Genomic DNA, 24310 nt, shown 5'->3' with positions numbered 1-24310 from the left:
GCCTTATCCGGCCTACGTTTGCTCACGCAGGCCGGACAGACATCTGTTACATCTGCTCCACGCTCACCCGTAATGCTGCCAGGGCTTTGCGTGTTGATCGCAACACCAGATCGCATTGCTCGATCGTTAACGTTAGCGGCGGTTCGATGCGGATCGTCTTGGCATTGTTCAGCGTCCCGGCGACCAGTACCCGCTGGCGGAACATCTCACTGGCAAAGTTGTAGCCGATTTCATTATCGACAAACTCAATCGCCATCAGCATGCCTTTGCCGCGTACATCATGTACCAGGTCCGGGTATTCCCGCGCAAGCTGACGGAAACCATCCAACAACATGTCGCCTTTCTGCTCCGCCTGAGCCGGTAAATTTTGCTCCAGCAGGACGTTAATGGTGGCCAGCGCAGCCGCACAAGCGAGCGGGTTGCCGCCAAACGTGGTGGTATGCAGGAAAGGATTGTCGAACAGGACGGAGAACACCTCTTCGGTGGCAATGGTTGCGCCAATGGGCATTACGCCGCCGCCCAACGCTTTGGCCAGACACATAATGTCGGGCTGCACATTTTCGTGCTCACAGGCGAACATCTTGCCGGTACGCCCCATCCCGGTCTGCACTTCGTCAAGGATCATCAGTGCGCCGAACTCATCGCAAAGTTTACGAACAGCGGTTAAATAGCCTTGTGGCGGCAGGATCACCCCCCCTTCACCCTGGATGGGTTCGAGGATCACGGCTGCGACATCGTCACCGGTCTTTTTACACTCGCTGAGCATGGTGCGCATCGCGTTAACATCGCCAAACGGCACATGACGGAAGCCCGGCAGCAGCGGCATAAAGGGTTTGCGGAAGGTAGATTTAGCCGTGGCGGACAGCGCGCCCAGTGATTTACCGTGGAATGCGCCGCTGGTGGCAATAAACGTAAATTTACCGCGCGGTGATTGATACGCTTTCGCCAGCTTCAGTGCGGCTTCAACCGACTCGGTCCCGCTGTTACAGAAGAAACTGTATTTCAGTTTACCGGGCGCCAGTGCGGCGAGAGTTTTTGCCAGCATGGCCCGCAGAGGGTCAAGTAACTCCTGGCTGTGCAGAGGTTGTTTCGCGAGTTGATTCTGTACGGCGGAAACCACGACTGGATTACGGTGCCCCACGTTGAAAATTCCAAAACCACCCAGGCAATCGACGAACTCCTGCCCCTGGGTGTCGACAAGCGTATTCAGGCTTCCCGCTTGCCACTCTACGGCTCCGTAATCCCCGCCTGCAGTTACAGATTTTCGATACTCTAAGAACCCCGGATTGACATGCTCCTTGAAGTACTCAATCACCTCTCGGTTTAACGATTTCATTTCCTCATGATCAAGCGTGCGCTTTTCGATGAGATTCAGTGCGTGTGCGCTGCAGGCCAGGGCCGATGCGCTGGAAGGTAACCTGTTCAAAATATGCTCCCGGAGCTCGCGTATCACATGATACTGATTTAAGTATTGCAGGGATTGCGCCATTCCGGCGCGCTTAGCAAAAATCGGGATAAACACCAGGAAACATCTTATTTACGCAACATTTAATGCCATTATTTAACATTTGCTGGCATTTTGCCCAAGTCAGGAGCCTGAAAACAGATCGAATAAACGCAAATTTGCTCTAAAAATGGGCAATATTTGCACTGTGACAGTGCGCTGGTAGAAGTAATATTGAATAGTTACTGGATGAAAGTATTTTAAATCAATGGATTAGAATGCGTACAGTTTTTGAGGTTTAATCGCAAATTGCGATCTAAATCAAATTTAACAACTAAAGATAAAAAAATTATCGCCGAAATAACATAAGCCGAAAGAGTTAACAACCAGATAACCTGCACAGGACGCAATCATGTCTTCTCATCCCTACGTTAGTCAGCAAAATACACCGCTGGATGATGATATCACCCTCATGTCGACCACCGATTTGCAAAGCTATATCACCCATGCGAACGACACCTTCGTTCAGGTCAGCGGCTATCAACTGAATGAGTTGCTCGAAAAGCCGCACAATCTGGTTCGTCATCCGGACATGCCAAAAGCGGCGTTTGCGGATATGTGGTACACCCTGAAGCAGGGCGAGCCATGGAGCGGGATTGTGAAAAACCGGCGTAAGAATGGCGATCACTACTGGGTGAGGGCCAATGCGGTGCCGATGGTGCGGGAAGGACGCGTGACCGGGTATATGTCGATTCGTACCCGGGCAACTGACGAGGAAATTGCAGCGGTAGAGCCTTTATATAAAGCGCTGAACGAAGGACGTTGCAACCGGCGTATCCATAAGGGGTTGGTGGTACGCAAAGGCTGGCTGGGTAAACTGCCGGCGATGCCGATTCGCTGGCGGGTACGCAGCGTGATGGCATTCATGTTTGTCCTGCTAGCGGTCGCATTGCAGCAAATGGGTGCTGAATGGCCGTTACTGTTGATGAGTGCATTGGTGATGCTTTTAGGAACGGCTATTTTCGAATGGCAGATTGTGCGTCCTATTGAGAATGTCACCCGTCAGGCGCTGAAAGTGGCGACCGGTGAGCGGAACAGCGTGTCGCATCTTAACCGCAGCGATGAACTGGGACTGATGCTGCGAGCAGTGGGCCAACTGGGATTAATGTGTCGCTGGCTTATTCATGACGTCTCCAGCCAGGTGAGTTGCGTGCGCAGCGACAGCGAAACGCTGGCAAAAGGTAGCGATGATTTAAATAAGCATACGCAGCAGACCGTTGAGAACGTGCAGGAAACGGTGACCACCATGAATCAGATGGCGGCATCGGTAAAACAAAACTCAGAGACCGCCGCGGCGGCTGATAAGCTCTCTATTGCCGCCAGCAGCGCGGCAACGCACGGCGGTGAGGCGATGGATACCGTCATCAAAACCATGGACGATATCGCCAACAGCACCCAGCGGATCGGCACCATTACCACGCTGATTAACGATATTGCCTTCCAGACCAACATTCTGGCTTTGAACGCCGCTGTTGAAGCCGCGCGGGCGGGCGAGCAGGGGAAAGGGTTCGCCGTGGTGGCGGGAGAAGTGCGTCATCTTGCCAGCCGCAGCGCCAGTGCTGCCAATGATATCCGTAAGCTGATTGATGCCAGCGCCGACAAAGTGCAGTCCGGATCCGACCAGGTTCACGCCGCAGGACGCACGATGGACGATATTGTGGCGCAGGTGCAAAACGTCACTCAGCTGATCGCCCAAATCAGCCACTCAACGCTGGAACAGTCAGATGGTCTTTCCAGCCTGACCCGCGCGGTGAATGAGCTGAGCAACATTACGCAGAAAAACGCCGAACTGGTTGAAGAGAGTGCGCAGATTTCCGCAATGGTGAAACATCGCGCGGGTCGTCTGGAAGATGCGGTCACGGTGCTGCATTAATACTAATAATACAGGCGGAACGTCGGGCAAACGGGTTCCGCCTGCTGTGCAGATTAATCCAGCTGAGTAATATCCAGCGCAGCGCGATCGATAATACCGATGATTTTTTTGATCTGCGCATCGCTGGTATCACCATGATTAACGCGTAGATCCAACACGGCTTTGAAGTTTTCCAGCGCGCGTTTCATCTGTGGATTTTTGCGTAATTCAAAACCCACGCAGCGGGCTTTGATCCGTTCGTGGATATGTTCCAGATGCTCACGGTTTTCATCCAGCCATTGCTGGCCCTGAGTCGTGATCGCAATCTGTTTACGCCCACCTTCCTCGTCGCTGACGGTGATCAGTGCCTGATCCTGCAAGAAATCCAACGTCGGATAGATAACGCCCGGGCTCGGGGTATAGTTACCCTGAGTCAGGGTTTCAATCGCTTTTATCAGCTCATAGCCGTGGCTGGCGTCGCGGGTCAAGATATCCAGAATGACCAGGCGTAATTCTCCGTGACCGAAGAAGCGTTGGCGACGACCACCGCCGCCGCGACCGTGGCGGTGCCCGCAGCCGTGCTCGTGGTGGTGATCTTTGTTACAGCCTTCATGGCGATGTTCTTCACCTTTGCAGCAACCTGCATGGTGCTCGTTGTGGCGGCCTTCGTGGTGATGTCCTTCACCCTTGCAGCAGCCTTCGTGTTGGTGCTCTGTATTTTTGCAGCAACCTTCATGATGGTTTTGCATCATCGTCTCCTGATGTTATTTAGATATATCTAATTTATATCTAAAAAATGGTATTTTGCAAGTCTACAAATTATATTTTGTTTAATATGTTGATTATAAAGTGTTTTTATTGATTTTTGATAGCTGTTTAATCAAACGGTGACTATATCAAAAAAGTGCTTGCAATCTTATTGATTAGCAATCATTATCATTTAAAAATTAATTTAGATATATCTTATTATTTTCACGAAGGCGAAAACATGACAAAAAACACCTCACGCTACCCGCAGCGCGTTCGTAATGAACTGCGTTTTCGAGAACTTACCGTCCTGCGCGTAGAGCGTATTAGCGCGGGCTTTCAGCGCATTGTACTGGGCGGTGACGCTCTGGACGGTTTTAGCTCACACGGCTTTGACGACCATACCAAGGTCTTTTTCCCTGAACCGGGCAGCCACTTTGTGCCGCCTGTCGTCACCGATGAAGGCATTGTCTGGGCTGACGGCGTGCGTCCGCTTTCCCGTGACTACACGCCGTTGTATGACGAAGCGCGCCATGTGCTGGCGCTGGACTTCTATATTCATGATGGCGGCGTGGCGAGTACATGGGCGATGAATGCCCGCGAGGGCGACAAGCTGACAATCGGCGGGCCGCGCGGTTCTTTGGTGGTGCCAGAGGATTATGCGTATCAGGTTTATGTGTGCGATGAGTCGGGAATGCCCGCGCTACGCCGACGCCTGGAGTCGCTCAGCCGTTTAGCGGTACGTCCAAACGTCACGGCGCTGGTCAGCGTGCAGGATGCGGCGTACCAGGATTATCTTGCCCATCTCGACGGGTTTACTATTGAGTGGTTTATCGGCCATGACGCGCAGGCGGTGAATGAACGCTTATCGCGACTAACCGTGCCCGCAGATGATTATTACGTCTGGATCACTGGCGAAGGCAAGGTGGTAAAAAACCTGAGTGCTCGCTTTGAAACCGAGGCGTTTGACCCTCAACGGGTGCGTGCGGCAGCCTACTGGCATCAGCATAAAGCGGCAGATTAATAATTAGATGGCGGAACGCCAAACGCCTGGCGGAAGGCATAGCTAAATGCCGCGGTGCTTGAATATCCTACGTCGAGCGCCACGGCTGTCACGCTTTTATTTTTTTTCAGCATTAATACGGATTCCAGAATACGCATTTTTTGCTTCCAGACGCTGAAAGGCAATCCGGTTTCTTTTTTGAAATGGCGTGAAAAGGTACGGGCAGACATACCCAGATGATGCGCCCAGTATTCAACTGAATGCTCCAGGGCGGGGGATTCTTGTATGGTTCGGCATACTTTGGTTAATTCGCGATCCTGCGGCCAGGGTAATACAAAGGCGACTTCCGGGAGTTGCAGAATAATATCGACCAGTACGCTAACCAGTTTGCCCTCTTTTGACTGGCTATCATAATGACCTGAAATTGAATTCGTGGCGTAATGAATAAACTCTCTGGCGAAATCACTGATAGCCACAACTTTGCATTCATTGATGTTCTCTTCAAGAAAGCCCGGTTTAATATCTAGATTTTCTAAATACACATCATCCAATGCCCAAACTGCATGCTCAGTATTATTGGGGATCCAGATGCCATAATGCGCCGGGATTATCCAGCACTTACCGGCAACATCAATGCGCATGCTGCCTTTGCGGGCGAAATGAAATTGCATAAAAGAGTGTGAATGCTGCGGTACATGGTGGTTGGCTTCCAGGACATAAGAGCGAAAGAATACATCCTGCGGCAGTTCGGTCATGGAGTTATCCGGGAAGGAGTTCCACTGTTTTTGCGCCAGAGTTTCCATAAATGAATCGTCAATGCTCCCGATGATGTGTCCGCTGCTCGATAGATCTTGTCCGCGGATCATAATACATACACTCTTTTTTCCATAATAATCTTGCGTAATAATTTTTAGCCCACTTTTGGTAAATACCATGAACTCGCTTTGTTCAGATGCTGTCATCGTCAATGAAACAAATGATAACTGGACCCGAATGGGAAAAGAGCTGCTTTCACAAGCGGATATCAGAATTAATGGCTCACGCGCCTGGGACATTCAACTTCATCATACCGGTTTCTTTAAACGAGTATTGCAGCAAGGCTCATTAGGGCTTGGCGAAAGCTATATGGAAGGCTGGTGGGACTGCGAACGGCTCGATATTCTGTTCTGCAAAATCCTGAAAGCAAAACTCGACCAGCAGATGCCAGGTAATCTGAAAGATATTTTACGCATTGCCAGCGCGCGCCTGTTTAATTTGCAGTCACGTAGTCGTGCATGGATCGTCGGTAAAGAGCATTATGATATTGGTAACGATCTCTTTGCGCTGATGCTTGATCCGCATATGCAATATTCCTGCGGTTACTGGAAAGATGCAACCACATTAAACGATGCGCAAAATGCCAAATTAAAAATGATCTGCGAGAAGGTGCAGCTTAAACCGGGTATGCGTTTACTCGATATCGGTTGTGGCTGGGGCGGGCTGGCGGAATATGCTGCGCGTCATTATGGCGTGGCAGTAGAAGGCGTTACCATTTCCAAAGAGCAGCAGAAAATGGCGCAGCAGCGCTGTGAAGGGTTGGACGTTAACATTCTGCTGCAGGATTATCGCGATCTTAATAAACACTACGATCGCATTGTCTCCGTGGGGATGTTTGAACATGTCGGGCCGAAAAACTACGACACCTATTTCAGTATCGCCGACCGTTGTTTAAAACCAGACGGACTGTTCCTGCTGCATACCATTGGTAGCAATAAAAAAGGGATGAGCGTCGATCCGTGGATCAATAAATACATTTTCCCAAATGGCTGCTTACCGGCGATTTCCCATATTGCCGAGGCCAGCGAATCACGGTTTGTGATGGAAGACTGGCATAACTTCGGCAGCGATTACGATAAAACGCTGATGGCCTGGCATGAGCGCTTTAATCAGGCATGGCCGGAGCTGTCATCACGTTATTCCGCCACCTTCAGAAGAATGTTTAATTACTATTTATGCGCGTGCGCAGGGGCTTTCCGCGCCAGAGATATTGAGCTTTGGCAGGTGCTGTTTAGCCGCGGCGTAGAGGGTGGGATCCGCGTTTATCGTTAACGTTCCGCCGGATGGCTGTGTTGCCTTATCCGGCCTACAAAGCTTTGCACTCGTAGGCCTGATAAGCGCAGCGCATCAGGCACTTATGGCTTATCCCAACTCACTCTCTGCCAGCGCTTTAAACACCATCGCTACGGCGTGCGCGCCGGGGTCCATATTTCCGAGCAGGCTTTCGCTGCTGAGATACGATGCGCGACCGGCATTGGCTTTGCTCGACAAACAGGTTCGTTCGGCTCCCGCTTGCGCGGCGTCGAATGCGGCCTGCAGATTTTGCGGCTGCGTGAGCAGCGAAGCCAGGGCCGGTTGCAGCGCATCTATCATGGTGCGATCGCCTTCGTCTGCGCCGCCGTAGAACTTCATCTGCGCCAGTCCCGTATTCAGGGATTCGGCAACGCTAGCTCCCTGTTCCAGTTTCTGCCCCGCAGCGGTAAAGAAAATAGACATCAGCACACCGCTGGAACCACCCATCACTACGGTCAGACGTTCGCCAATCAGCGCGAACAGCGTGGCAAGGTTATCCAGCGGCAACTGCTGGCGATGCAACAGACTGGCAATTTCACGCGCGCCAGCGGCAAAGGTCGAACCGGTATCGCCATCGCCGACTTTGGCGTCCAGCGCGTTAAGATGAGTCTCCAGATCGGAAAGGGTTGTGGTGACAAGTTCCACAATCCCGGCCACCATGGCGTTCGCCGAAGGCTGGAATTCCACGCGTGCGCTACGCTGTGATGACGGTACACAACTGATTTCACGCGGCGGGACCGGCGTCGGCCAGTTGCTGGTTTCCACCTCGGTGAGTAACGCTTTTTCGATGCTCTCTTCGAGCACGATAGCAGTTAGTGAAAAGCCTTTCATATCCAGCGCGGTGACCAGTGAGGCCGGGCCAATCAGCCAGTCGATACGTGGGTGCAGCGGGCTGCTGGCCAGTTCGCGGGTAATGATGGCCATTTCGGCAACGGAAACGCCGCCAAGATTGTTAATCATCACCGCCAGACGGCCGGTTTCAGGCAGGGCTGCCATCAGTTTATCCACCATCAGGTTCACCACCTGCGCACTGTTCTGGGTGTCGATAACCGATGCGCCTGGTTCGCCGTGAATGCCCATGCCCAGTTCCGCGTGGCCCGGATGATGACGCGGGGCGGCGTCGGCTTCTTGCGGCAGATGACAGCTGGAAAGCGCAACGCCCAGGCTGAAGGTGTTATTGGCCGCGTACTGCGCTTCACGCAGGACGGTGGCGAGGTTGTAGCCGCGTTCGGCAAAATAGCCTGCGATTTTATGCACCAGGATGGTTCCCGCAATGCCGCGTGGGTGTTTGTTATCAGGCAGGGAGATGTCGTCGCCAACAATCAGCATTTCAACGTTGTAACCAAGGCGACGGGCTTTCTCGGCGGCGAGACCGAAATTAAGACGGTCACCGGTGTAATTTTTCACGATCAATAAACAGCCCGCCTCACCGGTTACCGCCTGGATGGCGGTCAGTACCGCATCCACGCTCGGGGAAGCGAAAACGTCGCCGCAAACCGCAGCGGTTAGCATACCTTTACCGATAAACCCAACGTGCGCGGGTTCGTGCCCTGAACCGCCGCCGGAAATTACCGCCACGTTATTTTTGTTGAGGTCACGACGGACCACGATGCGAATGGCCGGATCGCTTTCCAGACGCGCCAGGTTATTCCACGGGCTGGCGATAATCGTACCGTCGATGACGTCGCTCACGAGATGGGTGCGTTGATTAAAAAAGAATTGAGACATAACGGCTCCTTGAGGTTGAGTGTAAGACAAACCCCCGGAAGCATGGTCATGGTACGGAGGCGATAGAGAGATTCTGGCGAAGTCAGCGCGGAAAAAAACAACGTTAAAATGAGTTCCATTACGGAACGTTGTCATTGTTTTTTGTTCCGTAATGAAACCGAAAAGAACGAGGAACGATCACAATGCGAGCTCGCTCGACTTTTTTCTCTCGCGATGAATGCAGCTGATATGGCACTGTCAGCTTTTTTTTTGCCGGTTTTTTGGCAAGTGAGTAGGTAAAAAGAAAGTGAGATTCGTCTGTGCTGGAGATTTGGTGGCAAATGAGCGGATCGGGATCGCAAACCTTATCATTTTTGTGGATAAGCGTTCCAATATGGAACGTACTCCGTTTTTATCTGTTTCATATCAGAACAAAAAGACGAAAGATTTTTTTGTGCACGCCTCGCCATACAGTTATTGCATCGCTCCGGTACCTCCCGTTTTCGCCGTCTGCATCAGGCCAAACAGGTTAACGCCAGGGCTCACCATGTAAAAACATGTACTTATTTGAGGATGAAAGGAATGCTAAAAGTTATTCAATCTCCAGCCAAATATCTCCAGGGTCCTGACGCTTCCACCTTGTTTGGTCAATACGCTAAAAACCTGGCGGACAGCTTTTTTGTGATTGCGGATGACTTCGTGATGAAGCTGGCGGGAGAGAAAGTACTCAACGGCCTGCACAGCCACGACATTAGCTGCCATGCGGAACGCTTTAACGGTGAATGTAGCCATGTTGAAATTAATCGACTGATTGCCATTCTGAAACAGCACGGTTGTCGCGGCGTGGTTGGTATTGGCGGCGGGAAAACGCTGGATACCGCCAAAGCGATTGGTTACTACCAGAAGCTGCCGGTGGTGGTGATCCCGACTATCGCATCTACCGATGCGCCAACCAGCGCGCTGTCCGTTATCTATACCGAAGCCGGTGAGTTTGAAGAGTATCTGATCTACCCGAAAAACCCGGATATGGTGGTGATGGACACTGCGATCATTGCCAAAGCGCCGGTACGTCTGCTGGTGGCTGGGATGGGCGATGCGCTCTCGACCTGGTTTGAAGCGAAAGCCTGTTATGACGCCAGAGCGACTAGCATGGCGGGCGGACAGTCCACCGTGGCGGCGCTGAGCCTGGCGCGCTTGTGCTATGATACCCTGCTGGCGGAAGGCGAGAAGGCACGCTTTGCTGCGCAGGCTGGCGTGGTGACCGATGCGCTGGAGCGTATTGTCGAAGCTAACACTTACCTCAGCGGCATCGGCTTTGAAAGCAGCGGTCTTGCAGGGGCGCATGCGATCCACAACGGCTTTACGATTCTGGAAGAGTGCCACCATTTGTACCACGGTGAAAAAGTCGCCTTTGGTACGCTGGCGCAACTGGTGCTGCAAAACAGCCCGATGGAAGAGATCGAAACCGTGCTGAATTTCTGTCAGAAAGTCGGCCTGCCGGTAACGTTAGCGGAAATGGGCGTGAAAGAAGACGTTGACGGCAAGATCATGGCCGTGGCGAAAGCGACCTGCGCAGAAGGTGAAACCATCCACAATATGCCGTTTCCGGTAACGCCTGAAAGCGTACATGCCGCTATCTTGACGGCAGATCTGCTGGGACAGCAGTGGCTGGCGCGTTAATCAGTCGTCGGTAGGTTTTTATCCGGCATCTTCTCCCCCTCTGACAGTTTCTGCCGGAGGGGTTGTCTATGGTTAAACAGCGGAAAGGGATATGACGGCGCACACGCATAGCATCGGGAAGGAAGTCTCTTCAGTCATTGCCCAGTCATGGCATCGTTGCAGCAAGTTTATGCAGCGGGAAACCTGGCAGGCGCCGCATCAGGCGCAGGGGCTGACCTTTGAGTCGATTTGTCGTCGCAAGACGGCGTTGCTGACGATTGCTCAGGCTGCGCTGGAAGATGCCTGGGAGTTTATGGACGGCCGCCCGTGCGCGCTGCTGATTCTGGATGAATCAGCCTGTATTCTCAGCCGTTGCGGCGATCCGCAGACGGTAGAACAGCTGGCGGAGCTTGGGTTTCGTGACGGCAGCTACTGTGCGGAAAGCATCATTGGCAGTTGTGCCCTGTCGCTGGCGACGATGCCGGGTCAGCCGACAAAAACCTCTGGCGATCAGCATTTTAAACAGGCGCTGCATCCGTGGTCGTTCTGCTCGACGCCGGTCTTCGATAACCATGGTCGACTGTTCGGCTCCATTTCGCTGTGTTGTCTGGTGGAGCATGAGTGCGTTTCTGATTTATCCCTGACGCTGGCGATTGCCAGAGAAGTCGGCAACTCTTTGCTGACCGACAGCCTGCTGGCTGAATCCAACCGCCATCTGAACCAGATGTACGGGCTGCTGGAGAGTATGGATGATGGTGTGATGGCCTGGAACGAACAGGGCGTATTGCAGTTCCTCAATGCACGAGCGGCGCTGCTTTTGCATCTCGATGCGCAGGCCAGTCAGGGGAAAAACATTCACGATCTGCTTAATCTCCCCATGCTGCTGCGCCGGGCGATCAAACATGCCCGCGGTCTGAATCACGTCGAAGTTACCTTTGAAAGCCAGCATCAGTTTGTTGATGCCGTCATTACCCTGAAGCCGATTGTTGAGGAGCAGGGCAACAGCTTTATTCTGCTACTGCATCCGGTGGAACAAATGCGCCAGCTGATGACCAGCCAGCTCGGCAAGGTGAGCCACACCTTTGAGCAGATGTCGACTGACGATCCGGAAACCCGCCGCTTGATCCATTTTGGACGCCAGGCAGCGAGGGGGAGTTTCCCGATCCTGCTGTGCGGGGAAGAGGGTGTTGGTAAAGAGCTGCTGAGTCAGGCCATCCACAATGAAAGCGAGCGCGCCAGCGGGCCGTATATCGCAGTGAACTGTCAGCTGTATGCCAACAGCGTACTGGGGCAGGATTTTATGGGCAGTGCGCCCACCGACGATGAAAATGGCCGGTTGAGCCGTCTTGAACTGGCGAACGGCGGCACGCTGTTTCTGGAAAAAATTGAATATCTGGCGCCGGAGCTGCAATCCGCGCTGTTACAGGTGATCAAACAGGGGGTATTAACCCGCCTGGATGCCCGTCGGCTGATTCCGGTGGATGTCAAAGTGATCGCCACCACCACGGTTGATCTCGCCAATCTGGTGGAGCAAAACCGCTTTAGCCGTCAGCTGTATTATGCGCTGCACTCTTTTGAGATAGTGATCCCACCGCTGCGGGCGCGGCGCAGTAGTATTCCCTCGCTGATTTTTACGCGGCTGAATAGCCTGAAAAAACGCTTTTCATACAGTTTGAAGATCGACGACGACGCGCTGGCGCAACTGGTGGCCTATTCGTGGCCGGGCAATGACTTTGAGCTGAACAGCATTATCGAAAACATCGCCATCAGCAGTGATAACGGCCATATTCGGCTGAGCAATCTACCGGATTATTTGTTTGCCGAACGTCCGGGTCTGGAGACGGCGTCTTCACTGCTGCCTGCTAGTCTGACGTTTACCGCTATTGAAAAAGAGGCGATTATCCATGCTGCCCGCGTCACCAGCGGGCGCGTGCAGGAGATGTCGCAACTGTTGAATATCGGCCGCACTACCTTGTGGCGCAAGATGAAGCAGTACGACATTGATGCCAGCCAGTTTAAGCGCAAGCATCTGGACTAGTTTCTTCAATTCTCGCCATCGAGAACAGCGCGTCTGACAGTCGGTTGATATAACGCCTGGGTTCATCGCGTAACGTTAGCGATCTGCTCATCGCGATGAGGACCCGCTCCAGTCGGCGCGTCAGGGTTCGCGCAACGTGTAGCTGTGCCGATGCGAGATTTTTCCCCGGAATAACAAACTCTTTGAGCGGGCCGCTTTGCGCCATATTACGGTCAATAAGCTGCTCCAGCGCCTGAGTATCCTCTTCACCAATACGCTGTTGTAAGCGAGCGAGTCCTTTCTCATCGCTGGCGAGTTCCGCACCCAGAACAAACAGCATTTTCTGTATGGCGTGCAGATCCTGGCGTAGCCCGGCCTGACGCGTGCTGGCATAGCAGACGCCAAGTTGGGAAATCAGTTCATCCACCGTGCCATAGGCCTCAACGCGGATGTCGTCTTTGTCGATACGGCTGCCGCCAAACAGTGCGGTCGTGCCTTTATCGCCGGTTCGGGTGTAGATGCGGTACATTTATTTTATCTCGCTGAAGGGAAGCACTTTGACCAGTTGACCAGCATTGGCGCCAAGCGTGCGGATCTGCGCAATTCCGGCGGTGATATGACCACGGATCAGCGCCCGATCCTCGGGCAACTGGGCGTGGGTTAAAGCAATATCACCCGTGGCGTTAAGACCCAGACCGACACGTAGCGTTGAGCTTTTGGCCGCAAGTTTGCTCAATGCCAGTGCGCAGTCATGCTCGTTGCAACAGATTGCCCGACAAGGGACGCCTTGCTCTTCCAGTCCCCAGCACAGCTCATCAAGCACGCGAGTATCCTGCCAGCGCGAGTGATAAAACAGATGTACGCCCGGTGATGAAAGTGACATTGCGCCCCCTGTACTATCAGAATGCCTGACGGAAGATCTCGGCAATTTCTTTCTCGTTCCCTTTGCGCGGGTTAGAGAAGGCGTTGCCGTCCTTCAGCGCCATTTCCGCCATGTACGGGAAATCGGCTTCTTTGACACCCAGATCGCGCAGATGCTGCGGAATGCCGATGTCAGCAGAGAGACGAGCAATGGCGTGAATGGCCAGTTCTGCGGCATCCATGGTGGAAAGTCCGTCAGTGTTTTCGCCCATAAACTCTGCAATGTCAGCAAATTTTTCCGGGTTAGCGATCAGGTTATAGCGCGCCACGTGCGGCAGCAGTACGGCATTCGCCACGCCGTGCGGCATGTCGTACAGACCGCCAAGTTGATGCGCCATCGCGTGAACGTAGCCGAGGTTGGCGTTGTTGAAAGCCATACCTGCCAGCAGGGAGGCGTAGGCCATGTTCTCGCGAGCTTTCAGGTTGCTGCCCAGCGCTACGGCCTGACGCAAGTTGCGTGCGATCAGGCGAATAGCCTGAATAGCGGCAGCGTCGGTGACCGGGTTGGCATCTTTGGAAATATAGGCTTCTACGGCGTGGGTCAGGGCGTCCATACCCGTCGCGGCGGTCAGCGGGGCGGGTTTGCCGAGCATCAGCAGCGGATCGTTAATGGAGACCGACGGCAGGTTGCGCCAACTGACAATCACAAACTTCACTTTGGTTTTTGTATTGGTCAGCACGCAGTGGCGGGTGACTTCGCTGGCGGTACCGGCAGTGGTATTTACCGCAACGATCGGCGGCAGCGGGTTGGTCAGGGTTTCAATCCCGGCATAGCTGTAGAGATCGCCTTCGTGAGTTGCTGCGATACCGATGCCTTTACCGCAGTCATGCGGGCTACCGCCACCGACGGTAACGATGATATCGCAATGCTCTTTGCGAAAGACTTCCAGACCGTCACGCACGTTGGTGTCTTTGGGGTTAGGTTCAACGCCATCAAAAACCACCACGTCAATGCCCGCTTCACGTAAATGGGCGAGGGTTTTATCTACCGCGCCGTCTTTAATGGCCCGCAGACCTTTATCAGTAACCAGCAGCGCTTTTTTACCGCCTAACAGTTTGCAGCGTTCGCCGACAACGGAAATAGCATTGGGGCCAAAGAAGTTCACATTTGGCACCAGGTAATCAAACATACGATAGCTCATAATATACCTTCTTAGATTTAAATTATAATTCAGAGAAACAATTCAGTGCGGTTTCTGCTAATAATCTGTCTTGTTCCACGGTGCCGCCACTAACGCCAACGGCACCAATTAATTTACCGTTTAATATGACAGGTAAACCGCCGCCGAAAATAACAATGCGCTGTTGGTTGGTAAGCTGTAAACCATATAGCGAAGCACCAGGTTGTACCGCGTCGGTAATTTCATGGGTACCCTGGCGCAGACAGCAGGCGGTATACGCTTTATTAAGAGAGATATCACAGCTGGTGACAAACGCATCGTCCATGCGTTGCATTAGCAGCGTATTCCCACCGCGATCCACCACGGAAAAGACCACCGGAACGCTGATCTCAAGCGCTTTAGCCTCAACGGCCTGCGCCATTTTTTTTGCAGCCGCCAGCGTAATGGTGGCAATTTGTTGGCTCTTATTCACAGTTTCTCCTGAAAATGTTGTAGGGCTGAGGTCACGAAACATATCGCGCAACAGCTATTTTTATCATTGGCTTTACCTTATTTTCTCGCCGCACGTTATTAAGTCAATAGGGCGAAAATTTCAAAGATATTAAAATCACCTTCCCGGTTTTGCGTTTATTGATAATGATCATTTAACCTCGTCACAATTCACGATGGATATTCCTGAATTGCGTTTCAATATGAAACGATGCGTTTTTATTAGGTACCAAATTGGAACGAAATTAATTTTATTTTTTTATTGTTCTGCTCATTTAGAGTTCGACCATTGCTGATGAAAGGCGAATGACGGGTGTTGTGTCCCCGGCAATGCGGCCCGGCGTCCCTATTTTTTATCTTTTGAGTCAATAAATCATGAGAAGATCAAAACGATTCGAAGTACTTGCGAAGCGGCCTGTAAATCAGGATGGGCTGATTGGCGAATGGCCTGAAGAGGGGCTGATCGCCATGGAAAGCCCCTACGATCCAGCGTCGTCGGTGAAGGTGGAAAATGGTCGTATTGTTGAGCTGGACGGTAAGAGCCGCGCCGAGTTCGACATGATCGACCGTTTCATTGCCGACTACGCCATTAACGTGGCTGAGGCCGAGCACGCCATGCAGCTCGACGCGCTGGAGATCGCCAGAATGCTGGTGGATATCCACGTCAGTCGGGAAGAGATTATTGCCATTACCACTGCCATCACCCCGGCGAAAGCGGTGGAAGTGATGGCGCAAATGAACGTGGTGGAGATGATGATGGCGCTGCAAAAAATGCGTGCCAGACGCACGCCCTCCAACCAGTGCCACGTGACCAACCTGAAAGATAACCCGGTACAGATTGCCGCCGACGCTGCTGAAGCGGGGATCCGCGGCTTTTCCGAGCAAGAAACGACGGTCGGGATCGCCCGCTACGCGCCGTTTAACGCCCTGGCGCTGCTGGTGGGTTCCCAATGCGGTCGTCCCGGTGTGCTGACACAATGTTCTGTTGAAGAGGCCACGGAGCTGGAGCTGGGCATGCGTGGGCTAACCAGTTATGCCGAAACGGTGTCGGTGTATGGCACAGAATCGGTGTTTACCGACGGTGATGACACGCCGTGGTCCAAAGCGTTTCTCGCCTCGGCTTATGCTTCGCGTGGCCTGAAGATGCGCTACACCTCCGGTACTGGCTCGGAAGCGCTGATGGGCTATTCCGAAAGTAAATCGATGCTATATCTGGAGTCGCGCTGCATTTTTATCACTAAAGGCGCGGGCGTACAGGGGCTGCAAAACGGTGCGGTCAGCTGTATCGGCATGACCGGCGCTGTGCCTTCGGGGATCCGCGCGGTGCTGGCGGAAAACCTGATTGCCTCAATGCTCGACCTTGAAGTGGCCTCCGCCAATGACCAGACCTTTTCTCACTCCGATATTCGCCGTACAGCCCGCACCCTGATGCAGATGCTGCCGGGTACCGATTTTATTTTCTCCGGTTACAGCGCGGTACCCAACTACGACAACATGTTTGCCGGGTCGAACTTCGACGCTGAAGACTTCGATGATTACAACATCCTGCAACGCGATCTGATGGTTGACGGCGGTCTGCGTCCGGTGACTGAAGAAGAAACCATCGCTATACGCAATAAGGCTGCACGCGCCATTCAGGCGGTGTTCCGCGAACTGGGCTTGCCGCTGATTAGCGATGAAGAAGTGGAAGCCGCTACTTATGCTCACGGCAGCAAAGATATGCCTGCGCGCAATGTAGTGGAGGATCTGGCGGCCGTGGAAGAGATGATGAAGCGTAATATCACCGGGCTGGATATCGTCGGCGCGTTGAGTTGCAGCGGTTTTGAAGATATCGCCAGCAATATCCTCAATATGCTGAGACAGCGTGTTACTGGTGATTACCTGCAAACGTCGGCCATTCTGGATCGCCAGTTCGACGTCGTCAGCGCCGTCAACGACATCAATGATTATCAGGGACCTGGTACCGGCTATCGCATCAGTGCCGAACGCTGGGCGGAAATTAAAAATATTGCGGGCGTGGTTCAGCCCGGCTCGATCGAATAAGGCGGAACACTGTGGAATGCACAACTGAACGTAAGCCGGTTTTCACCTTACAGGTGAGCGAAGGCGAGGCGGCTAACGCGGATGAACGCGTGGATGAAGTGGTGATTGGCGTCGGCCCGGCCTTTGGCAAGCACCAGCATAAAACCCTGATTGATATGCCTCACAACGCGATTCTGAAAGAGCTGGTTGCTGGCATCGAAGAAGAGGGATTACATGCGCGGGTAGTAAGGATCCTGCGCACCTCGGATGTTTCTTTTATGGCATGGGATGCGGCAAACCTCAGCGGCTCAGGCATCGGGATTGGCATCCAGTCGAAAGGAACCACGGTGATTCATCAGCGCGATCTGCTGCCGTTAAGCAACCTCGAGCTGTTTTCTCAAGCTCCGCTGCTGACGCTGGAAACCTATCGTCAGATTGGTAAAAACGCCGCGCGATATGCACGCAAAGAGTCGCCTTCGCCGGTGCCAGTGGTCAATGACCAGATGGTGCGCCCTAAATTTATGGCCAAGGCCGCGCTGTTTCATATCAAAGAAACCAAACACGTGGTGCAGGATGCTGCGCCTGTCACGTTGCACATTGCACTGGTAAGGGAATGACCATGAACGACAACATCATGACTGCGCAGGATTACCCATTAGCGACCCGCTGCCCGGAGAAAATCCAGACGCCTACCGGCAAGCCGCTAACCGACATTACCCTTGAGAATGTGCTGGCGGGCCGCGTAGGACCGCAGGATGTGCGTATTTCTCAGCAAACGCTGGAGTACCAGGCGCAGATTGCCGAGCAGATGCAGCGTCATGCCGTGGCGCGCAATTTTCGTCGTGCGGCTGAGCTGATTGCGATTCCGGATGCCCGCATTCTGGAGATCTACAACGCGCTGCGGCCGTTTCGTTCTTCGTTCGCCGAGTTGCAGGCCATTGCCGATGAACTGGAACACACATGGCATGCCACGGTGAACGCCGGCTTTGTCCGCGAATCGGCAGAGGTATACCAGCAGAGAAATAAGCTGCGTAAAGGCAGCCAGTGACGGAGGCAGCATGCCGTTAATTGCAGGGATCGATATCGGCAACGCCACCACCGAAGTGGCGTTGGCGCAGGATGGCCGGTTTATCGGCAGCGGGATTGTCGCCACGACCGGTATGAAAGGCACGCGGGATAATATCGCCGGGGTAGTCGCGTCCCTGCAGCAGGCGCTGAATAACACGCCGTGGTCGCTGCAGGACGTAGCAAAAATTTGCATCAACGAGGCCGCACCGGTGATTGGCGATGTGGCGATGGAAACCATCACTGAAACCATCATTACCGAATCGACGATGATTGGCCATAACCCGCAAACGCCCGGTGGCGTTGGCGTGGGCATGGGAACCACCATCGCCGTGGAGAAGTTGGCGGCGTTGAGCGAGGATCGATTTGCCCAGGGCTGGATCCCGTTGGTAGGTGAGGAGATGGATTTCCTTGAGGCGGTTTGGTTTATCAATGAAGCGCTGGATCGCGGCGTAAATGTGGTGGCGGCCATCCTGAAAAAAGATGATGGGGTGCTGGTGAATAATCGCCTGCGTCGGCCAATGCCGGTGGTTGATGAAGTCACCCTGCTGGAGAAGGTGCCGGAAGGTGTGCTGGCGGCGGTGGAAGTGGCGGCCCCGGGACAGGTGGTACGGGTGCTGTCGAACCCTTACGGCATTGCGACCTTCTTTGCCCTGACGCCCGAGGAAACGCAAGCTATCGTCCCCATCGCCAGAGCGCTGATTGGCAACCGTTCCGCCGTGGTACTGAAAACCCCGCAGGGCGATGTGCAATCAAGAGTGATCCCGGCGGGTAAGATCTTTATCCGTGGTGAAAAGCGTGGCGGTGAAGCCGACGTAGCGCAAGGCGCGCAGGCCATTATGCAGGCGATGAGCGCCTGCGCGCCCGTGCGCGATATTGCTGGGGAAGCTGGTACGCACGCAGGCGGCATGCTGGAGCGGGTGCGAAAGGTGATGGCCTCGCTGACCGGTCATGACATGAACACGGTGCATATTCAGGATCTGTTGGCGGTCGATACATTTATTCCGCGTAAGGTGCAGGGCGGCATCGCCGGAGAGTGTTCAATGGAGAACGCCGTGGGCATTGCGGCGATGGTGAAAGCCGATCGCTTACAGATGCAGGCCATCGCCAGTGAGCTGAGCGCCCGGTTAAACACTTTGGTTGAGGTTGGTGGCGTGGAGGCCAACATGGCTGTAGCGGGTGCGTTAACAACGCCTGGATGCGCTGCGCCCCTGGCAATCCTCGATTTAGGTGCAGGATCTACCGATGCAGCCGTCATCAATAGCGATGGCATAGTGAAAGCGGTACATCTGGCCGGGGCGGGGAATATGGTCAGCCTGTTGATTCAAACAGAGCTGGGCTTAAGCGATGCATTTCTGGCGGAGGAAATTAAAAAATACCCGCTGGCAAAAGTGGAGAGCCTGTTCAGCATTCGCCATGAGAACGGCGCGGTAGAGTTTTTCCGCGAACCGCTCAGCCCGTCGGTGTTTGCCAAAGTTGTGTATTTGAAAGAGGGCGAGCTGATCCCGGTAGATAACCAGACCTCGCTGGAAAAAATACGTCTGGTGCGCCGACAGGCCAAAGAGAAGGTTTTTGTGACCAACTGCCTGCGCGCGTTACGCCTGGTGTCACCCGGTGGATCTATTCGCGATATGACTTTTGTGGTGCTGGTAGGCGGTTCTTCTCTGGATTTCGAAATCCCGCAGATGATCACCGATGCGCTGGCGCATTACGGAGTTGTCGCCGGGCAGGGCAATATTCGAGGTACCGAAGGGCCGCGTAATGCGGTGGCAACCGGACTGGTTTTAGCCGGAGATGCAAAAAAATAGCGCAGAAAACAGCCGCGCAAGCGTTTAGCTGCGGGGTAAGTCAAATAAAGGCGATGTTCTCTTTGATATCCCGGCGGAGTTGGGTACATAGTATAAATGTGTCTCTCACGTGGTTAATTTTAAGGATAAGAGCATGCCAACAGCAATTGAGAAAGCATTGGATTTTATTGGTGGTATGAACACTTCGGCGTCAGTACCCCATTCAATGGATGAAAGCACCGCTAAGGGAATCTTAAAGTATTTGCATGACTTAGGTGTGCCAGCGAGTCCGGAAGTTGTGATGGCACGGGGTGAGCAGGAGGGATGGAATCCCGAGTTCACGAAAAAAGTGGCCGGATGGGCAGAAAAAGTTGCCTCCGGTAACCGCATCCTTATCAAGAACCCAGAGTATTTTTCAACCTATATGCAGGAGCAGCTCAAAGAGCTAGTGTGAGCTGACTATCGAATCAAACTCTAACGGACGTTTCCATCTCGGGATGGCGGCGTCCAAATGGAATGCCAGCGATATGGGCTGGCGTATCGCATGATATATCCTTATTCCCACGCCATCCCCCGCTACGCATTCAGAGCCATCCAATTATTGGCTTTGCCAACAATTGCATATATTTCCAATAACAAAAAGGACCTGCGATTTCTCGCAAGTCCTTGAAATTTGGTGGCCCCTGTTGGGTTTGAACCAACGACCAAGCGATTATGAGAACTATGACAAATATTGGTAAAACAATAAGTTAGTTTAAAATCAGTAAGATAAGAATCCAATATCAACCTATATCCCCCAATATTCTTAAGTTTTCGCGACACTTTTGAGACACTACAACTGCTGTAGTGCTCGTGTTGGTACAATCCTTTCTATTCGTAATCTTTCAAAGCCATTCATCTTCATTGCTTCAATTTTGATAGTTACAGCTACTGCGCATAACCATTCTTTCTCATTAGCTAAAATATTGATAGCAATCCCTCTTGTATATCGATTTATAAGTATATTTCTAATTCTGTCCCATTCTATATAAGGACGGCATAACCATGATAAAACGAAATCTTCATAGGGTATTGTCGATAGGACATCAATGCTTGCGTATTTACCTGGTGTTGAGCCATCACCAATTAAAAGTCTCTTGAATTCATCAATATCATTATCTAAAGCTTGCATTATTTCTTTAGCAAATTCAGGGTAATTATTATGTAATGCTTCTTTTTGTTTACTTTGAAGGTATGATTTAATCTCATAAATAAAAGATTTGTATTCTTCATTTAACCAAAAACCATGTCCATGTGCGCTAGGATTTAAATTGATGTTATAAAAGTTATCACTGGAATTATCGTATGGTAATCTATTTTCAGCCACAAGGTCATCTAAATAAGCCTTGCATTCATCAAAAATTTCTTCAAAACACTCATCAATCACATTAATAGATGACATCAAAAACATAAGATGAAACATGTGCAGCAATGTTCCAATTTCATTTATTTCTCTATGTTTGAACTGTCTGAGCATCTCAGTTATAGAACTATCAACAATATCATCATCAGTGTAGTCAAAGCTTTGAATTTTTAACCATGCTGGTAATTCTGTTTTTGTTTTTTCCTTAAAATATTTTGATTGTTGAATCTTTTTCCTTATTGTTTTTTGTGGGTATATACCATCAACCAACATCAAGTAAATTAGTTCATCATTAAATATGCCGCCAGAAAAAATTTCTTGAGAATAGTTATTGAATAATTTCTTTAATCTTTTTTCTTTAATTTTCTCATCATCATCTTCTTCTTCATCATCCCCTTCGACATTTGGCAATATATATGAAAAAGAAGTGAACTCAGCATCTAATTCCTTTATTTCATTTGCTAAAATATTACTTAATCTAAATTCTATATTCAGTATGGTAAAAGTATTGAATACTTCTTGCATAGCATCATGATTGTTTATTTGGCTATATAACATGCATGATATCAACCTTTCACAGTCTTTAATAACATGCCGAAGAATTCGCAATGACTGACAGTGAGAGCTTTTAAAGGCAGAAATAATGAAATTTTTTATATGATCATAATGTTTTAACTTGTCGGTTTCGCAGAAAAAAGCATTTGAAGCATGATCTATTTGAGGTTTTATCTTTATGGTGTGACCAATTATTTTTTCCTTTGTTGCTATGAATTCTGACTCTATTTCTGAATCGTGTGCTATCACTAATACACGACATTTATGATGCTCAACATACTTATTAATAGCGCCAAGTATATCTTTTAAATTTATTGAACATCGTTCAAGATCGTCAAAGACTATGATTTTTTTATTGTCTACTTTTTCTTTTATAAAAGCATCAGCAAGGCTACTAATGATAGCACCTGCCCCAAATGTTATACCATTCAATTCCGTAGTTGAATCTTTAACTGCACTCGCGGAATTTTTAATGGCATTTCTTCTGGGGTACATTGCAGCAAAAACATTAGCATATATTTCACTTGTAGAACTTAAACCAAACAAACTAATGTAACATACTTGCTCTTTCGGTAATACATTCATTATTTGGTAAGTTTTACCTATTCCCCAATCACCTGTTATTAGAACAGCATAACTTGGTTCATTTTGTTGAATATAATAGTTAAGGTATTCTTGTAAGCTTTTATCAATCATCTTCAACTTCCTTTTTTATTGAATTAGATAATGGATTAAACTTTATAGCTTCATATAAATGAGAGGGCGCAAAATGAGCATACCTCATTGTCATTTTGATATCAGTGTGTCCTAAAATTCGTTGAAGTACTAATATATTTCCACCGTTCATCATAAAGTGGCTTGCAAAAGTGTGTCGCAGGACATGGGTCAATTGTCCTGGTGGCAATTCAATGTTTGCTCTCTCAAGTGCATTTCTAAAAGCATAATAGCAAGGTGTGAATAATGAACCACTCTTATTGGGAAGAGTTGAAATTAAATTGTCATCTATTGGAATAGTGCGATTCCGTTTCCCTTTAGTTTTTACAAAGGTAATCTTTCCTGAACTTATCTGGCTGCGTTTTAATTTCTCAGCCTCTCCCCAGCGCGCCCCTGTTGATAGGCATATTCTAACTATAATTTCTAAATCTTTGGCGGAGCTTCGGCGGCACTCTTCAAGAAGTCGAGCAATCTGATCGCCTGTCAAATAGGCCATCTCACTTTCGTTAGTCCTAAACTGACGCACATTTTCTAATGGATTGGGTGCTTCCCACTCGCCGATCCGTTTTAATTCATTAAATACAGCAAGAAAATAGGCATGCTCCAGATTCATTGTGCGGGGAGAAACCTTAGTAACACGCTTGGTTCGGGAAAAGTCACCTTCAAGTCTTTTAGCCCTGTAAGCGGTGAATAACTGGGCAGTGAATTCTATAGCCCGTGGCGAACCCATGCACTCATCAGCCCAGAGCATGGCTCGTTTGCGTTTCTCACCATCGCTTAACGTTATCCCATGGCGCTCAAACCAAAGATAAATCAGATCTGAAAGGTAGCGCTTGTCTTTACCTTGGCCAAGCCAGGGCGAATTCTCCACTTTTTGTAGAGTGTAATTTTCAAACGCTAACGCCTCGCCTTTGGTCGCGAACTTTTTGCGTACACGCTTGCCTTGCTTGCCATCGCTGCGGTTGACGGTATAGAAATCCGCAACCCATTGGCCATCACTGAGTTTTCTTACGGCCATATCAATGAATCGTCAGAACAACGCGCCCAATCACGTTTATGTCGTCGATACCACAATCAAAAGCCATGCCAACGCCGCTAACTCTGACTTTCTTAATCGGAATACGCGTAAGGGTGCGGATACTCATTTTACCCTCAATCTCTACAAGCCACTGATCGTCATAAACTTCTGTGAATGAGGTATCAACGATGAACTGATTATTACCTTCCACCACACATACGGGAGAGGTTGGCAAAGGGACACCGGGTAAAAAAGAGACTTTATCCAGCATGTACATCCCTGCGTCATACATCAAACCGTCAACGATTTTACGCCGCGGCATTTTGAGGATATCCACTTCTTCATCCTCAAATTTTCTACCTTGACCTGTTGCCAGCCATTCAAGTGTTACGCCTGTTTCAGCCATGCATTTGAGCATTATGTCAGCAGGAAGCCCACCGCGTTTATATCGTGCAGACATTGAACTGGAAGCAATTCCAAGATGTTCGGCAAGCTGTAATTTTTGCGTAAAGCCGTAAGCCTCAAGTACCCGATCAAGTACCGGGGTGCTATCAGATTCTGGGTCTAGTCTAAATCTCGCCATAAAATAAAGGTGTGTAGATAATGTCTACATAATAT

21 protein-coding genes are annotated in these 24310 nt (G+C 50.8%); 10 read left to right on the top strand and 11 right to left on the bottom strand.

Translation table 11 applies throughout. The features are described from left to right. Positions 1-46: 46 nt before the first annotated feature. Entirely contained in the window at positions 47-1426 is a 1380-nt protein-coding gene (ygjG, locus tag G4551_RS20560) for a putrescine aminotransferase (RefSeq protein WP_168150126.1), read from the bottom strand. Between the two features lie 430 nt (positions 1427-1856). Here ygjG and G4551_RS20555 point away from each other — a divergent pair, with 430 nt between their 5' ends. Beyond that, positions 1857-3377 carry a methyl-accepting chemotaxis protein gene (locus G4551_RS20555; RefSeq protein ID WP_003841468.1) on the top strand — a complete coding sequence of 507 codons (1521 nt, stop codon included), beginning with the start codon at positions 1857-1859 and terminating at the stop codon, positions 3375-3377. Positions 3378-3430: 53 nt separating this feature from the next. Here G4551_RS20555 and G4551_RS20550 read toward each other — a convergent pair whose 3' ends face one another. After that, positions 3431-4108, bottom strand: coding sequence for a PadR family transcriptional regulator (locus G4551_RS20550; RefSeq protein WP_162138602.1), 678 nt, complete (start codon positions 4106-4108; stop codon positions 3431-3433). 236 nt (positions 4109-4344) lie between these two features. Between G4551_RS20550 and G4551_RS20545 the strand changes: the two genes are divergently transcribed. Beyond that, positions 4345-5127 (top strand): siderophore-interacting protein, encoded by a 783-nt coding sequence (locus G4551_RS20545; protein WP_003841463.1) that lies wholly within the window; start codon positions 4345-4347, stop codon positions 5125-5127. Here the strand turns inward: G4551_RS20545 and G4551_RS20540 are convergent. Further along, complete coding sequence (locus G4551_RS20540; RefSeq protein WP_032941143.1) at positions 5124-5972, bottom strand: helix-turn-helix domain-containing protein; 849 nt, start codon at positions 5970-5972, stop codon at positions 5124-5126. The genes G4551_RS20545 and G4551_RS20540 overlap by 4 nt on opposite strands. A 67-nt stretch (positions 5973-6039) precedes the next feature. Between G4551_RS20540 and cfa the strand changes: the two genes are divergently transcribed. Then, on the top strand, positions 6040-7194 hold the full coding sequence (gene cfa, locus G4551_RS20535) for a cyclopropane fatty acyl phospholipid synthase (RefSeq protein ID WP_003841459.1): 1155 nt from the start codon (positions 6040-6042) through the stop codon (positions 7192-7194). Positions 7195-7284: 90 nt separating this feature from the next. On the opposite strand, the gene G4551_RS20530 is transcribed toward cfa, so the two are convergent. Next, on the bottom strand, positions 7285-8943 hold the full coding sequence (locus tag G4551_RS20530) for a glycerone kinase (protein WP_003841457.1): 1659 nt from the start codon (positions 8941-8943) through the stop codon (positions 7285-7287). Positions 8944-9504: 561 nt separating this feature from the next. Here G4551_RS20530 and G4551_RS20525 point away from each other — a divergent pair. Next, positions 9505-10602 (top strand): glycerol dehydrogenase, encoded by a 1098-nt coding sequence (locus tag G4551_RS20525; protein WP_003024745.1) that lies wholly within the window; start codon positions 9505-9507, stop codon positions 10600-10602. A 91-nt stretch (positions 10603-10693) separates the two neighbouring features. Further along, positions 10694-12619, top strand: coding sequence for a dihydroxyacetone kinase operon transcriptional regulator DhaR (gene dhaR / locus G4551_RS20520; protein ID WP_003841455.1), 1926 nt, complete (start codon positions 10694-10696; stop codon positions 12617-12619). Here the strand turns inward: dhaR and G4551_RS20515 are convergent. Genes G4551_RS20515 through G4551_RS20500 form a run of 4 tightly spaced genes read right to left on the bottom strand, consistent with a single transcriptional unit; the run spans position 12597 to position 15112 of the window. Beyond that, entirely contained in the window at positions 12597-13127 is a 531-nt protein-coding gene (locus G4551_RS20515; RefSeq protein ID WP_003841452.1) for a cob(I)yrinic acid a,c-diamide adenosyltransferase, read from the bottom strand. The genes dhaR and G4551_RS20515 overlap by 23 nt on opposite strands. Then, positions 13128-13481, bottom strand: coding sequence for a glycerol dehydratase reactivase beta/small subunit family protein (locus G4551_RS20510; protein WP_003841450.1), 354 nt, complete (start codon positions 13479-13481; stop codon positions 13128-13130). A gap of 16 nt (positions 13482-13497) precedes the next feature. Beyond that, complete coding sequence (gene dhaT, locus G4551_RS20505; RefSeq protein ID WP_003024734.1) at positions 13498-14661, bottom strand: 1,3-propanediol dehydrogenase; 1164 nt, start codon at positions 14659-14661, stop codon at positions 13498-13500. Between the two features lie 22 nt (positions 14662-14683). Beyond that, positions 14684-15112, bottom strand: coding sequence for a GlcG/HbpS family heme-binding protein (locus tag G4551_RS20500; protein ID WP_003024730.1), 429 nt, complete (start codon positions 15110-15112; stop codon positions 14684-14686). A 392-nt stretch (positions 15113-15504) separates the two neighbouring features. On the opposite strand from G4551_RS20500, the gene G4551_RS20495 reads away from it, so the two are divergent. From G4551_RS20495 to G4551_RS20475, 5 genes are all read left to right on the top strand, one after another. Further along, the gene (locus G4551_RS20495; protein WP_003841447.1) at positions 15505-17172 is read left to right on the top strand and encodes a propanediol/glycerol family dehydratase large subunit; all 1668 of its coding nucleotides are present in this window, start codon (positions 15505-15507) and stop codon (positions 17170-17172) included. An 11-nt stretch (positions 17173-17183) separates the two neighbouring features. Further along, the gene (locus G4551_RS20490; RefSeq protein ID WP_003024724.1) at positions 17184-17768 is read left to right on the top strand and encodes a propanediol/glycerol family dehydratase medium subunit; all 585 of its coding nucleotides are present in this window, start codon (positions 17184-17186) and stop codon (positions 17766-17768) included. A gap of 2 nt (positions 17769-17770) precedes the next feature. Continuing rightward, complete coding sequence (locus G4551_RS20485) at positions 17771-18199, top strand: diol dehydratase small subunit (RefSeq protein ID WP_003024721.1); 429 nt, start codon at positions 17771-17773, stop codon at positions 18197-18199. Positions 18200-18209: 10 nt separating this feature from the next. Further along, positions 18210-20024, top strand: coding sequence for a diol dehydratase reactivase subunit alpha (locus G4551_RS20480; RefSeq protein ID WP_003841444.1), 1815 nt, complete (start codon positions 18210-18212; stop codon positions 20022-20024). Between the two features lie 109 nt (positions 20025-20133). Continuing rightward, complete coding sequence (locus G4551_RS20475) at positions 20134-20457, top strand: DUF1889 family protein (RefSeq protein ID WP_001573898.1); 324 nt, start codon at positions 20134-20136, stop codon at positions 20455-20457. Between the two features lie 378 nt (positions 20458-20835). Here G4551_RS20475 and G4551_RS20470 read toward each other — a convergent pair whose 3' ends face one another. Genes G4551_RS20470 through G4551_RS20460 form a run of 3 tightly spaced genes read right to left on the bottom strand, consistent with a single transcriptional unit; the run spans position 20836 to position 24275 of the window. After that, a complete protein-coding gene (locus G4551_RS20470; protein ID WP_032941132.1) occupies positions 20836-22656 on the bottom strand; it encodes a P-loop NTPase fold protein in 1821 nt (606 codons plus the stop codon). Next, positions 22649-23692, bottom strand: coding sequence for a phage integrase (locus tag G4551_RS20465; RefSeq protein WP_003838000.1), 1044 nt, complete (start codon positions 23690-23692; stop codon positions 22649-22651). The genes G4551_RS20470 and G4551_RS20465 overlap by 8 nt, the downstream gene beginning before the upstream one ends. Before the next feature lies 1 nt (position 23693). Beyond that, entirely contained in the window at positions 23694-24275 is a 582-nt protein-coding gene (locus tag G4551_RS20460; protein WP_032941131.1) for a phage repressor protein CI, read from the bottom strand. Positions 24276-24310 lie beyond the last annotated feature (35 nt).

It is taken from the genome of Citrobacter freundii ATCC 8090 = MTCC 1658 = NBRC 12681 (assembly GCF_011064845.1).
In the GTDB taxonomy this organism is placed as follows: Bacteria; Pseudomonadota; Gammaproteobacteria; order Enterobacterales; family Enterobacteriaceae; genus Citrobacter; species Citrobacter freundii.
Note: the sequence above shows the minus strand (reverse complement) of the source record. Positions and strands in the feature narration are given on the sequence as shown.